The sequence below is a fragment of the Microcella sp. genome (genome assembly GCF_025808395.1).
Classification (GTDB): Bacteria; Actinomycetota; Actinomycetes; order Actinomycetales; family Microbacteriaceae; genus Microcella.
Window position 1 is genome coordinate 1,374,643 of the sequence record NZ_CP075524.1, and the last position, 13,333, is coordinate 1,387,975.

13 protein-coding genes are annotated in these 13,333 nt (G+C 68.5%); 8 read left to right on the top strand and 5 right to left on the bottom strand.

The features are described 5' to 3' along the window. Window positions 1-59: 59 nt before the first annotated feature. Both KIT89_RS06750 and KIT89_RS06755 read right to left on the bottom strand, forming a co-directional pair. Window positions 60-599, bottom strand: coding sequence for a hypothetical protein (locus tag KIT89_RS06750; RefSeq protein WP_297603855.1), 540 nt, complete (start codon window positions 597-599; stop codon window positions 60-62). 52 nt (window positions 600-651) lie between these two features. Then, complete coding sequence (locus tag KIT89_RS06755) at window positions 652-1,503, bottom strand: PHP domain-containing protein (RefSeq protein WP_297603856.1); 852 nt, start codon at window positions 1,501-1,503, stop codon at window positions 652-654. Window positions 1,504-1,557: 54 nt separating this feature from the next. Between KIT89_RS06755 and KIT89_RS06760 the strand changes: the two genes are divergently transcribed. From KIT89_RS06760 to KIT89_RS06770, 3 genes are all read left to right on the top strand, one after another. Next, entirely contained in the window at window positions 1,558-2,577 is a 1,020-nt protein-coding gene (locus tag KIT89_RS06760) for an endonuclease/exonuclease/phosphatase family protein (protein ID WP_297603857.1), read from the top strand. A gap of 137 nt (window positions 2,578-2,714) precedes the next feature. Then, window positions 2,715-4,229: an aminopeptidase P family protein gene (locus tag KIT89_RS06765; protein WP_297603858.1), complete on the top strand. Its 1,515-nt coding sequence runs from the start codon at window positions 2,715-2,717 to the stop codon at window positions 4,227-4,229. Between the two features lie 126 nt (window positions 4,230-4,355). Then, window positions 4,356-5,816: an HNH endonuclease signature motif containing protein gene (locus tag KIT89_RS06770; protein WP_297603859.1), complete on the top strand. Its 1,461-nt coding sequence runs from the start codon at window positions 4,356-4,358 to the stop codon at window positions 5,814-5,816. Window positions 5,817-5,846: 30 nt separating this feature from the next. On the opposite strand, the gene mgtE is transcribed toward KIT89_RS06770, so the two are convergent. Together mgtE and KIT89_RS06780 are read right to left on the bottom strand one after the other, a co-directional pair. Further along, window positions 5,847-7,154, bottom strand: coding sequence for a magnesium transporter (mgtE, locus tag KIT89_RS06775; protein ID WP_297603860.1), 1,308 nt, complete (start codon window positions 7,152-7,154; stop codon window positions 5,847-5,849). Window positions 7,155-7,210: 56 nt separating this feature from the next. After that, window positions 7,211-7,966, bottom strand: coding sequence for a general stress protein (locus KIT89_RS06780; protein ID WP_297603861.1), 756 nt, complete (start codon window positions 7,964-7,966; stop codon window positions 7,211-7,213). Between the two features lie 36 nt (window positions 7,967-8,002). Between KIT89_RS06780 and KIT89_RS06785 the strand changes: the two genes are divergently transcribed. The 4 genes from KIT89_RS06785 (at window position 8,003) to KIT89_RS06800 (ending at window position 12,197) form a co-directional block, all read left to right on the top strand. Then, entirely contained in the window at window positions 8,003-9,313 is a 1,311-nt protein-coding gene (locus tag KIT89_RS06785; protein WP_297599551.1) for a CBS domain-containing protein, read from the top strand. After that, on the top strand, window positions 9,300-9,830 hold the full coding sequence (locus KIT89_RS06790; protein ID WP_297599553.1) for a DUF1003 domain-containing protein: 531 nt from the start codon (window positions 9,300-9,302) through the stop codon (window positions 9,828-9,830). Before KIT89_RS06785 ends, KIT89_RS06790 begins: the two co-directional genes overlap by 14 nt. Next, window positions 9,823-10,929, top strand: a complete 1,107-nt coding sequence (locus KIT89_RS06795) for an Mrp/NBP35 family ATP-binding protein (protein WP_297599555.1) — start codon at window positions 9,823-9,825, stop codon at window positions 10,927-10,929. Before KIT89_RS06790 ends, KIT89_RS06795 begins: the two co-directional genes overlap by 8 nt. 341 nt (window positions 10,930-11,270) lie before the next feature. Next, on the top strand, window positions 11,271-12,197 hold the full coding sequence (locus KIT89_RS06800) for a LysR family transcriptional regulator (RefSeq protein WP_297599557.1): 927 nt from the start codon (window positions 11,271-11,273) through the stop codon (window positions 12,195-12,197). A gap of 69 nt (window positions 12,198-12,266) precedes the next feature. Here KIT89_RS06800 and KIT89_RS06805 read toward each other — a convergent pair whose 3' ends face one another. After that, window positions 12,267-12,632: a twin-arginine translocase TatA/TatE family subunit gene (locus KIT89_RS06805; RefSeq protein ID WP_297599559.1), complete on the bottom strand. Its 366-nt coding sequence runs from the start codon at window positions 12,630-12,632 to the stop codon at window positions 12,267-12,269. 65 nt (window positions 12,633-12,697) lie between these two features. On the opposite strand from KIT89_RS06805, the gene KIT89_RS06810 reads away from it, so the two are divergent. Further along, window positions 12,698-13,330, top strand: coding sequence for an O-methyltransferase (locus KIT89_RS06810; protein ID WP_297599561.1), 633 nt, complete (start codon window positions 12,698-12,700; stop codon window positions 13,328-13,330). Window positions 13,331-13,333 lie beyond the last annotated feature (3 nt).

Here is a 13,333-nt window from a genome sequence, read left to right on the forward strand (position 1 = left end):
TCGCCCGGAACACCGTGTCACGCTCTCACGGCACTGGAGCGGCAGTCGCTCGGCCGAGCTTAGGGTCGGTCAGCGAGACACGGTGTCCAGTCATCTCGCTCACCGAAGCCAGGATCACCGCAGACGAGCTCGAGATCGATGTCGAAGATGTCGTCGCACCCGTAGATCTTGGGAGCGGTCCAGTTCTGACGAAGAGTTGAGATGCGTGCAGTCGAACTCAAGACAACGAGTTCGACTCCACCGCCGATGGCCGACGACCACGAAGCGGGCCCCGTATAAGTCGAGGTGTAGCGCGGGTCGACACAATTGCCGATCCATGCCGACAAAGGGCCTTCTGACATCGGAGCGATCGGGAATCGCTCCACCCACGCCGAACCGTCCAGCTCGAGTCGAACGAGAACCGGGGTTTGCTCCCATCGCCACTCTTCGCTGTGAGCGGTCGCGCGCCATTCAATCGGCGCGGAGAACACGGGCTCCTCATTGGCCCACGTCGCGACGAAGGCGCCGAGTGCCAATAGTCCAGCAAGGAGGACACCGATTGCTGCGAAGAAAAGCCAGAGAACCCCGGCCACGACTCCAATGCCCACTTCATTGGCCATGCTCGGGCTACGGCGCGTCGTAGAGTGCTCGCTCACCATCTCCTCCTCGACGCTACGACCTCACCGGCTCGACCCCGCTCGTCGCGGCGATGATGCGATCGAGAGCTTCGGGCGTCGTCGTGTTCTCGGCCAGGCGGTTGGGCTTGCCCTCGCCGTGATAGTCGCTCGACCCGGTCGTGACCAGGTCGAACTCGGCGGCGAGTTCGAGCAACCGCTCACGCCCCTCAGGTGTGTTCTCGCGGTGGCCGACCTCGAGGCCGACGAGTCCGGCCTCGACCAGGCGGGCGAGCGACCGCTCATCGACGACGGCCTCGCGGCCGCGGGTGGCGGGATGAGCGAGTACGGCGGCGCCGCCTGCTGCGGTGATCATCCGCACACCGTCAAGAACGGTGGGGGCCTCGTGAGGCAAGTAGTAGCCGCCACTGAAGTGCAGAATCGATTCGAAAGCCGCACTGCGATTGGCGACCACGCCGCGCGCGACGAGGGCGTCGGCGATGTGGGGGCGGCCGATCGTGACTCCCCCGCTCTGGGCGAGCACGTCATCCCAGGTGATGTCGAAGTCTTCAGCCAGTCGCGCCACCATGCGCTCGGCGCGACCCAGACGGTCGTCTCGAGTGCGACCCGTCTCGGCGACGAGCTCGGCGTCGTTCGGGTCGAAGAGGTAGCCCAGCAGGTGCACGCTGCGCCACTCGTGGCGCGTGCTCAACTCGATGCCGCGGATCACCTGCAGACCCGTGCCCTCGGCGGCCGTGATCGCTTCGTTCCACCCCGCAGTCGAATCGTGGTCGGTGATCGCGACGGTGTCGAGCCCCGCGGCGAGCGCCGCCCTGATCAACTGGGTGGGGGTCTCGGTGCCGTCGCTGACACTGCTGTGGGTGTGCAGGTCGATCGGGCCACGGGGCATGCTCCCATGCTAGGCCGCTCGCGGTGCGGTGCTGGCCGGTAGGCTCGGCGCATCATGATCCGCCGCTTTCTCGCCGCCGTGATCGTCGTCGGCGTCGCAGCGGCGCTGCTCGTCATCGCGTGGCCCAACCTGTTCGGAGTCTCGAGCGCGCCCATCGTCGCGCAGCTCGTCTCGGTGCGTGCGCTCAGCGCCGTGCTCGCGCTCATCGGCGCCTTCACGCTCGCCCTCATCGCCATGCTGTGGCCGGCCGCGCGGCGCTTTCTGGCCGCGCTCGCACTCGTCTCGGTCATCTTCGCGGGCATCAACGTCGCCGTGCTGTCGGTGCGGGGCTTCGGCGACGAATCGTTTCCGACCCGAGCGCCCGCCGAGCTCGCCGTGCTGTCGTGGAACACCCTTGGTGATGCCCCCGGCGCAGAGCGCATCGCCGAACTGATCATCGCCGAAGAGGCCGACATCGTCGTGCTGCCCGAGACCAGTCGAGACGCCGCCGTGGCGATCGCCGAGCTCACGCGGCGCGAGGGCCGCGCCATGTGGGTCTACTCGATCGCGTTCGATGATGTATCGAAGGCGCGGTCGACGAGCGTGCTCGTCTCGGCGGCCCTCGGGCAGCATCAGATCGACCACGAGGGCGGCAACACCTCGGTGCTGCCGAGCGTCGTGCTGCGGCCGCTCGACCCGTCGGGCATCACGATCGTCGGAGTGCATCCCGTCGCCCCCCTGCCCCACCAGCTCGAGAATTGGCGGGCCGATCTTCGCTGGCTCGACAGCATCTGCCGGGGCGAGCGCGTGATCATGGCGGGCGACTTCAACGCGACACCCGACCACTTTCGCCCCGTCGACCCCGCGGCGGGCACTGCTGGCCTCGGCTTCGGTGAGTGCCTGAGCGCCGGCCTGCTCACCGGCAACGGCGCCGTCGGCACCTGGCCCACCCGGTTGCCGCCCCTGCTCGGCGCGCCCATCGACCACATCATGGTGACGCCCGACATCGCGGTGACCGGCATGCGCGTCATCACGACGCACGACGGCGACGGCAGCGACCACCGGCCGATCGTCGCGCGCGTCATTCTGAACTGACGTCGCTCGTCGGGCGCGCGCCCTTCGCGCCGACTGTGCCCGTTGCGCGCACGTGTGCACGTTGCGGGCGGGCACCGTCGCGCGCAACAGGCACACTCGGTCAGGGTTGGCGAGGCCTGCGGTGCCAGAATGGGCGCATGGCTGACCGCACTGCGACTACACCTGCTGCATCGACGGATGCTCCGCGCGCGACCGAGAACCGTTCGACGACTCCGGCGAGCGACACGTTCAAGACCTACATCTCGGGCCAGTGGGCCGAGCGCCCCGATGCGGGGGTGTCAGAACGGCCTGCGGCGCGATTCGCTGCGGCGCGGCGGTCGCGACTGTCGCAGCTGTACCCGGGAGTGCGACTCATCCTGCCCGCGGGGCCGGCGAAGCAGCGCTCGAACGACACCGACTACGCCTACCGCGCGCACTCGGCGTTCGCGCATCTCACGGGCTGGGGTTCGCACGCCGTCGCCGGCAGTGTGCTCGTGCTCGAACCGGTCGGCGACACGCATGAGGCGACACTGTACTTTCGCGAAGCTGCGGGCCGCGACGCGGACGAGTTCTACGCCAACCCTGAGATCGGCGAGTTCTGGACGGGTCGGCGACCCTCGCTCGGCAACGTCGCCATCGACCTCGGCGTGGCGACGGCGGGCCTCGACGAGCTCGACTCGCTGCTGAGCCGCCTCGACTCTGGGCTGCCGGGCGAGACCCTCATCGTGCGCGAAGCAGACCGCGCGCTCACCGACCGTCTCGACGCGGCGCGACTGCTGACGGATGCTCTCGACGATGTCGACACCGCGCGCGACACCGAACTGGCTCGAGACCTCAGCGAGCTGCGGCTCGTGAAAGACGAGCACGAGATCGCCGAACTGCGTCAGGCCGTCGACGCGACGCGGCTCGGGTTCGACGACATCATCGCCGACCTGCCCGCCATCACCGCGCACCCCCGTGGCGAGCGTCTCGTCGAAGGAACCTTCAACCGGCGCGCGCGAGCAGAGGGCAACACGGTCGGCTACGACACGATCGCCGCGAGCGGCCCCCACGCGTGCATCCTGCACTGGACCCGCAACGACGGCCCGGTCGTGCCCGGCGACCTCATTCTCATCGACGCGGGCGTCGAGCTCGACAGCTACTACACGGCCGACATCACCCGCACCCTGCCCGTCTCGGGTCGGTTCAGCGAGGTGCAGCGGCAGGTGTACGAGGCCGTGCGCGAGGCGGCAGACGCGGCGTTCGCGGTGGTTCGGCCGGGCATCCGGTTCAGAGAGATTCACGCGGCGGCGATGCAGGTGATCGCGCACAAGACGGCCGAATGGGGCTTCTTGCCGGTCACGGCGGCCGAGAGCCTCGCGCCAGACGCGGGCTATCACCGCCGCTACATGGTGCACGGAACCTCGCACCACCTCGGCCTCGACGTGCACGACTGCGGGCAGGCGCGACGCGAGTTCTACATGGACGGCATCGTCGAAGCCGGCATGGTGTTCACGATCGAGCCCGGGCTCTATTTTCAGCCAGACGACCTCACCGTGCCGGCCGAGTTCCGGGGCATCGGCGTGCGCATCGAAGACAACATTCTGGTCACCGAGTCGGGGGCCGAGAACCTGTCGGCCGGCATTCCGCGCACGGCTGACGAGGTAGAGGGGTGGATGCTCGCGCGCGGTTGAGCGTGAGCCGAGGCGGGGCGGCGCTCGCAGCGCGGCCCCTCCTCCACAAGACCGATCTCCAACCACTTATCCCAAGATTTTCTCATGAATCTTGATCGAACATACGTTCGATGACACCATCGAGTCATGCCCTCACCCAGCCCCCTCGAGCACCTCGCCGCAGTCGTGGCCGAGCTCGAACGCGCGCCGCTCGATGGCGCCGCGCTGCGGGCGTTGGGTGATGGCGATCTGCTGGCCCTGACTGATCTCGGCGCCGCCGCCCGTCGGCTGCTCGACGCGCGCACCTCCCTCGTTGCTGGCGAGTTGGCGCGCCGTTCACGACCAGAACTCGCGCACGACGGGCTGGCGCAGCGACTCGGGCATCGCACGGTCGAAGAGCTCGTGCGCGTGACCACAGGTGAGTCGCGGCGCGATGTCGCGACGGCTGTCAACGCGGGTCGCCTGTTGCTCAGCGGTGAGGCCTCTGCTGATTCGACAGGCGATGATGTCGCTGGCTCGCGACTCGACGCTCCCTCCTTTCTGGCGCCCGCGATCGCCGCCGTGCGCACGGGCGACGTGAGTGTCGCCGCACTCGAGGCGATGCGTTCCGGGCTCGGTGAGCCAAACGAGCGAGTGCCGGCAACCGCGCTGACGGCAGCCTGCGAGCAACTGGTCGAGGTGGCGCAGCAGCTCGACGTCGATCGGCTGCACCGTTTCGCGCGCAGCCTGCGCGAGTCGCTTGACGCTGAAGCGATCGCCGATCGCGAGCGTGCCCAGCGCGAAGCGCGATCGTTCCGCCTCACCACGCTGCCCGACGGCATGACCAGGGCGAGCTGGTTGCTCGACCCCGAGTCAGCGGCGCATGTGCGTGACCTCGTCGACCGCGCCACCTCGCCCAAGCGGCGAGCCGTCGAGTTTTCTGACCCCTCCGAGGCCGACAAGGCCGCACGTATCGCCGACGATGAGCGCACCCCCGAGCAGTACGCCTCTGACGCCCTCCTGCACCTGCTCATCGCCGGAGCCGACGCCGACTCGAGCATGATGCTCGGCACCGGTGCGCCGAGTGTTCGAGTGCTCGTGACGGCGCGCGATCTGCTCACGGGCGAAGGCTCTGGCTCGTTCGAAGCCGCGGTCGGAGCGCCCGACGGCACGGCAGTCGCTCTCCCGACCGTCCAGCGTCTGCTCTGCGGCGGCACCCAGACGCCGATACTGCTCTCGTCCACCGGCCAGCCGCTCGATGTCGGTCGGTCGCAGCGACTGTTCACCGCTCGCCAGCGAGTCGCCCTCGCCGCTCGCGACGGCGGGTGCCGTTGGCCGGGGTGCGAACGCCCACCCTCATGGTGTGAGGCACATCACATTGACGAATGGTTGCGTGACGAAGGGCGAACCGATGTCGATGTCGGAGTGCTGCTCTGTCGACATCACCACCTGCTGCTGCACGATCAAGGGTGGCGCGTCGTCAAGGCCACGCCGCAGTCAGGTGTTGTGCAGTCAGGCGTCGTGCAGCCAGGATTCGACCTCGTGCCGCCGACGATCGTCGACCCAGAACAACGACCTCGCAGCTTGCCCAGCCGAAGTCGAGAGTGGCAGCGCGCGCTCGCAAGCTAGCAGTGCTCGCGCCGAGGCGTGCCACGGTGCTCAGAGGCCGAGCACTGCTCCTGCGATGAGGAAGTAGATGACGAGCCCCGTTGCATCGACGAGCGTGGTCACGAGTGGTGCCGAGATCACCGCAGGGTCGATCTTCAGGGCTCGCGCCAGAATCGGCATCAACCCTCCGACCGTGGCAGCCCAGATGCAGACGGCGATCACCGAGAGTCCCACCGTGATCGCCACGGGGGGCCCGACGACGAGTGAGCCGACCCCGAGGGCGATGATGCCGAGGGTGATACCGAGCAGCAGACCCACCCGAGCCTCGCGCCACGCGACACGCATGAGGTCTCCGGTGCGCACCTCTCCGAGCGCGATCGCCCGCACCGCCGCCGTCGCCGCCTGGGCTCCGACGTTGCCGCCCGTGCCCACCAGCAGCGGAATGAACAGCGCGAGAGCAGTCACCTGCTCGAGCGAGCTCTCGAAGAACTGCAGCACCGACACGGTGAGCGCTGCCGCGAAGATCAGCACCAGCAGCCACACCACACGAAGTCGAGCGAGCCGCCACACGCTCGACGAGAAGTAGTGACCGCCCGAAGGCAGCACGGCGGCCTGACGAGCGATGTCTTCAGAGTCGGCCTGCTCGATCACTTCGAGTGCGTCGTCGATCGTGAGCACGCCGACGACGCGCTCTTCGCTGTCGACGACGACGAGCGCGAGCAGGTTCGTCTCCTGAATGAGTCGCGCTGCCGCCTCGGCCTCGTCAGTAACACGAATCGTCGGGTAGTCGTCACGCGCGAGAGAGACGATGGGGTCGCCCTCGGCCGCGAGAACGATGTGCTTCAGATCGACTGTTCCGCGATACTGCCGAGACCCGTCGACGAGGGCGACGATGTCGATCGTCTCAGAATCGGCCGCGCGCTCCCGGATGCGCGCCAAGGCCTGGCCCACTGTTGCGTCGACAGAAACGACCACCACTTCAGGGCTCATGTACCGCCCGACCGAGTCGGCCGGGTAGCCCAGAAGCTGCGCCGTCATGGCGCGCTCCCCCGTGCTCAAGCCGGCGAGCACCCTGCGCACAAAGCCTGCTGGCGCCTCACCGAGCAGGCGTGCGCGGTCGTCAGGGTCCATCTCTTCGAGCAGTTCGGCAAAGGCGTGGTCGCGCAAACCCTCCAGAATCGCCTGCTGCTGCGTGCTGTCGAGCTCTTCGAACACGTCGAGGGCGCGGCCCTTCGGCAGCAGCCTCCACGCGAGGGCCGCGGGCACGGGCTTGAGTCGCGTGATCTCGTCAGCGATCTCGTGAGGGGCGCGATCGGCGAGCCACTGCTCCGCGTGACGAACGTCGCTGTCAGCGAGCATGCGCGCAAGGTCCACGTGAATCGGGCCCGTCGTCGGCGACCCAGAGTCAAACGCCGTCATGATCGCCCCGAAGCGTTCTGCGCCTCACCCGCCTCGTCGCCGCGCACCGGGGTGGTGGCCGAAGACTCGTCGCCTGACGAGGAGGGGTCGTGCGAAGAGGCAACACTGTCGGAAGGCGTGGCACCGTCGGAAGGCGTGGCACCGCCGGAAGACGTGGCACCGTCGGAAGACGTGGCACCGTCGGAAGACGCGGCACCGTCGGAAGACGCGGCACCGTCGGAAGACGCGGCACTGCCGGACGGCGTCGCCGCATCTGCGTGCGGCCAGACCGCCCCACCAGCGAGCGCCTGACGCGCCTTCGCCGTCTGGCTCGGGTCGATGATGATGCGATAGCTGCCCGCGAGCACCTGATGCGTCGACGAGAAGTCACGACGACGACGGTTGATCGCATACGACGCAATGCCGAACGTCATGCCGAAACCGGCGCCGATGAGGGTCGCCGCGAGAATCAGCGAGAACTCGGGCACCGGCGAGAAGAGAAAGAGCAGCAGCCCGAAGAACAGCCCCAACCAGGCACCACTGCCCGCACCGGTGAGCGCCGCGCGCGCATAGCTGAGCCGCCCGGTCACCCGTTCGACGGTGGTCAAGTCGCTGCCGACGATCACCAGGCCCTTCACGGCGAAGTCTGCCTTCGCGAGCCGATCGACGACCTGCTGCGCCTCGGGATAGGTGGCGTATTCACCCAGCACGTCGCCGCGCGGAACCGTCAGCGGCGCGTTGCCACGCCGTGCGAAGAGACCCTGATTGCTCACCCGGCCATTCTGTCAGCCCGCAGATATGGTTGAGCCGTGACAACCCCACGAGTCTTCGTCGCGCGCCTTGCCGGGTGCGCCGTTTTCGACCCTGCGGGCGACCGCGTGGGACGAGTTCGCGACGTGCTCGTGGTGTACCGAGCCACCGAGTCGCCGCGAGTCGTCGGCCTCATCGTCGAAGTGCCGGGGCGCCGCCGCGTGTTCCTGTCGATCGGTCGAGTCACCAGTATGGCGAGCGGGCAAGTCATCACCACGGGGCTCATCAACCTGCGTCGCTTCGAGCAACGCGGCGGCGAGGTGCGAGTGCTCGCCGAACTCGTGGGGCGTCGGGTGCACTTGCGCGGAGCATCCGGAGCCCCCGCCGTCATCGAAGACGTCGCGATCACCGAATCGGGCCCCGGCGAGTGGACGGTCGATCAGCTGTTCGTGCGCAAGCCGCGCGCGGTGCCCGCCCCGTTCACGAAAGGGCAAACTGTGTTCGCGCGGTGGGCCGATGTGGTCGAAGACTCGAGCGGTTCGCAGCCGCAGAGCGCCGAGCAGCTCGTCGCCGCGTACAACGACCTGCTGCCCGCAGACCTTGCGGCCTCGCTGCTCGAGCTACCCGAAACGCGCCGCATGGAGGTGGCCGAAGAGCTGTCTGACGACAGGCTCGCCGACGCCCTCGAAGAGATGCCGGAGAGCGACCAGGTGCTGTTGCTCTCACAGCTCGACGACGAGCGGGCTGCCGACGTGCTCGACCAGATGGAGCCCGACGATGCAGCCGACCTGATCTCGCAGCTTCCGGTGAATCGCGGTGAGGCCCTGCTCGACCTCATGGAGCCCGAAGAGGCCGAAGACGTTCGTTTTCTGCTGTCGTACGACTCAGACACCGCCGGTGGTCTCATGACCACTGAACCCATCATCGTGTCGGCAGATTCGACCGTGGCCGAAGGGCTCGCCCTGATTCGGCGGCACGAGCTCGCCCCTGCCATCGGTGCCGCCATTTGCGTGACGCTGCCGCCCTACGAGTCGCCGACGGGGCGCTACTTGGGCATGGTGCACTTCCAGCGCATGCTGCGCTACCCGCCGCACGAGCGCCTCGGCACGATTCTCGACAACGCGCTCGAGCCGGTGACCCCCGAGACGTCGGCCGCCGAAGTGTCGCGTCGGCTCGCCAGCTACGACCTCGTGTCGCTGCCCGTCGTCGACGAGCTGCATCGGCTCATCGGCCTCGTCACGATCGACGATGTGCTCGACTATCTGCTGCCAGACGACTGGCGCAGTGCCGACGCCGACGCCCACGTGCTGCCCCCGCTTCGCCGCCGTGCTTCGGTCGCCGTGCAGAAGGCCGACCATGGCGTGGCGTGACGCGGCTCTGCCGGGCGTGCGTCGCGCGACCGTGCGCCTCGATTCGCCGAAGGGGCTGCGAACACCGCTCGTGCCGCGCATTCCGGGCGATCGCGACCGCATGGGGCGCTTCTCTGAGTCGTTCGCCCGCGCGATGGGAACCCCGTGGTTTCTCGTCGGCATGACGCTGTTCGTGACCATCTGGCTCACCTACAACTCGATCGCGCCGCCCGAAGCGCAGTTCGACCCGCGGGCGCTCAACTTCACGCTGCTGACGCTCATCCTGTCGCTGCAGGCGTCGTATGCCGCACCGATGATTTTGCTCGCGCAGAACCGTCAAGATGACCGCGACCGCGTGCAGATGGAGCAAGACCGGCAGCGCGCCGAACGCAACCTTGCCGATACCGAGTACCTGGCGCGAGAGATCGTCGCCCTGCGGCTCGCGATGAAAGACGTCGCCACGAAAGAGTTCTTGCGCAGCGAGTTGCGCGCGATGCTCGACGAGCTCGACCGGCGCGACGATGCGGCAGATGGCTGACGACGAGGCACTCGAAGCGGCCGTGCGCCGTGCCCTCGGCAGTGTCATCGACCCCGAGATTCGCAAGCCGATCACCGAGCTCGACATGGTTCCGGGCGTCAGCGTGCAGGGCGGCCAGGTGACGGTCGACCTGCGGCTGACGGTGGCGGGGTGCCCTGCCGCGGTCTCGATCGAGCGTGACGTGCGCACCGCGGCGTCGTCGGTCGACGGCGTCAGCGAGGTGTCGGTCTCGGTCGGGGTGATGGATGCCGCCACGCGCGACGCCCTCACGGCCCGCTTGCGGGGCGATCGCCCGTCTGGGCACCCGTTCACGGCCGACAGCCTCACGCGAGTGATCGCCGTGACGAGCGGCAAGGGCGGGGTCGGCAAGTCGACGATCACCGCCAACCTCGCCGTTGCGCTCGCGGCGCGCGGGCTGAGTGTCGGTCTCGTCGATGCTGATGTCTTCGGGTTCTCGATTCCTGGGCTGCTCGGCATCGCCGACGCGAAGCCGACCCCGGTGGGCGAACTGATCATGCCGCCCCGTGCGCACGGCGTGGCCGTGATCTCGATCGGCATGTTTGTGGATGCTCGCACTGCGGTCTCGTGGCGCGGGCCCATGCTGCACCGCACCGTGCAGCAGTTTCTCACCGACGTGCACTTCGGAGATCTCGACGTGCTGCTGCTCGACCTGCCTCCCGGCACGGGAGACGTGGCGATCTCGATCGGGCAACTTTTGCCGCACGCAGACGTGATCGTGGTGACGACTCCGCAGACGGCGGCGGCAGATGTGGCCGAACGCTCGGCGCTCGTGGCGCGGCAGACCGGTCAGAACGTGATCGGCGTCGTCGAGAACATGTCGGGGCTCGTGCAGTCAGATGGCAGCGTGCTCGAGCTGTTCGGCTCGGGTGGCGGTGCTGACACGGCCGAGCGCCTCGGAGTGCCGCTGTTGGCGAAGATTCCACTGAGTGTTGCGCTGCGTGAGGGCGGCGACGCCGGCGAGCCGATCGTGCTGCGGCCGGGCGACGCGGCCGGCGACGCGATTGCTCGGCTGGCAGACGAGCTCGCGCGGCGAGGCAGGGGCCTCGCGGGGCGCAAGCTCGGGCTCAGCCCGCGATAGGTCGGCACGGCCCGGCGCACCGCGCGGGTCGGCGCGGCGGGTCGCACGGCGCGGGTCGGCGCGGCGAGGCACACGGCACAGGTCGGCGCGGCGGGGCGCATGGCACGTGTCTGCGCCGCGTGCTCAGCGCTGGGTGGCCGGGGTGCGACGGTAGCCGTCGCGCGTGGCGACGACGATGGTCGAGACGATCGCGATGGCGGCGATGAGGGCGAGAGTGACGAGTACTACGAGCATGGGGGTCTCCTTGACTGAAACGGCTGAGTCCATTTCACCGCGCCTCACGCTGTAGCACAATCGATACTTTCTGCACCATCCTTGAAGCTGTGCTTTACAATTGAGGCATGGATGTGCGCCGCCTCGAGCTCTTGCGCGAGCTCGCCGATCGCGGCAGCATCACGGCCGTCGCGCGGGCGACGCATCGCACTCCGTCGGCGGTCTCGCAGCAGCTCAAGGTGCTCGAAGCCGAGGCGGGTGTGCCGCTCACCGAGCGCAACGGCCGGGGCCTCGTGCTCACCGGCGCCGGGCTCGCGCTGGCTGAGACCGCACGACAGATCTCGTTGGCGATCGAGTCGGCCGAAGCGCTCTGGCACGAGTTCAAGCAGAGCCCCCGCGGCTCGGTGTCGGTCAGCGCCTTTCCGACTGCAGGGCAGATGCTGCTGCCGGGCGTCATTCAGGCTCTCGACGACGAGCCGGGCCTCGAGGTCGTGCTCACCGACCACGACCTGCCGTTGCCCGACTTCGCCGAGCTCACGGCCGACTACGACGTCGTCATCGCCGACTCGCAAGGCATTCCGGCGCACTGGAACGAACGCGGACTGCGCTGCGTGCCCCTCATGACCGAGCCGTTCGACGTCGCCCTGCCGGTCGGGCACCCCCTCGTCGAGAAGACTGTCGTGCGCGGTGTCGACCTCGTCGACGAGAACTGGATCGGCGCTCCCGTCGGCTACCCGTATGACCGCGTGCTCGAACGGCTCGGCGCCGCCGTGGGCCGCGAAGCGCGCATCGTGCAGCGCATCATGGACAACCTGACGGTCGAGCGCCTCGTGGCGGCGGGCGTCGGCATCGCGATTCTGCCGCGCTTCACCACCCGCAGTCACGGCAACGGCATCGTCACCCGCCCCATCAGCGGTCTGCCCGCCGAACGCCAGATCTCTGCGCTCATGCGTGCCGACCGGGCGGTGCGCCCGAGCGTGCGAAGGGTGATCGAGTTGCTGCAGGCCGAAGCCGAGCGCGTCGTGAAGGGGTATCGCACCGTCGGCGAGCGCTGACGCGCGAGGTAGTGAGTCCGAGCGCAGACCAGCACGCGCTGAACACTCACGGCGAGCGCTGAGCCCCCCCTACGTAGCCTCGGCGTCGAACGGCGCCGGCCTGCCCTCGCGTAGCAGGCGCTGCCGCTGGGCGTACGCCGACTCGCGAGGCGGCTTGGGCTCTGCCGCGGCGGGCGGCGGCTCGTCGATGAGCGCTTCGCGAATGATGCGACGCGGGTCGTACTGGCGGGGGTCGAGCTTCTTCCAGTCGACGTCGTCGTAGTCGGGGCCCATCTCTTCGCGCATGCGCTCTTTGGCACCGTTGGCCATGTCGCGCAACGACCTGATGAGTCGACCGAATTGGGCGGCATACCCCGGCAACCGGTCGGGGCCGATGAGAATCACAGCGATCAGCCCGATGAGCAGCAGCTTCTCGAACGTCAGACCCCAGGACACCCCTTGAGAATAGCCCGGTCTGCCGGGGTGTTCGCCCTAGGCTGTCGCATGCAGTGAGGAGCACCGTGGCCAGCAAAGACCTGTCGTGGAAGTACGTCGAGCAGTCGACCCTCGAACCTGAGGTGATCGCAGCCGCGCGCACGCAGTCGCTCGAGCTCGGCATCGACCCGGTCAGCCCCGCGACGGGGGCTCAACTCGCTGTGCTCGCCGCCGCCCTCGACGCATCGACGATGATCGAGATCGGCACCGGCATCGGCGTCTCAGGGCTGTGGCTGCTGACCGGGGCGCCGGATGCTCACCTCACGTCGATCGACCTCGAGGCCGACCATCACGACGTCGCCCGGCAGTTCTTCACCGACGCCGGGCATGCGGCCGCGCGCGTGCGGCTCATCACCGGTCGTGCCGCTGATGTGCTGCCGCGCATGAACGAGGCCAGTTACGATCTCGTGCTCATCGACGCAGACGCCGATGCGGTGCTCGAGTATGTCGAGCACGCGCTGCGCCTCGTGCGTCCGGGGGGTGTCGTCGTGTTGGCGCACGCGCTGTGGCGCGACTCTGTGGCCGACCCGGCTCGTCGCGAGACGGTGACGACGCAGTTGCGCGACCTCATTGCCGAGCTGGCCTCATCGCCAGCCGTGCACGTGTCGCTGTCGCCCGTCGGCGACGGTCTGCTGCAGCTCGTGACGCGGCGCGGATAGCGC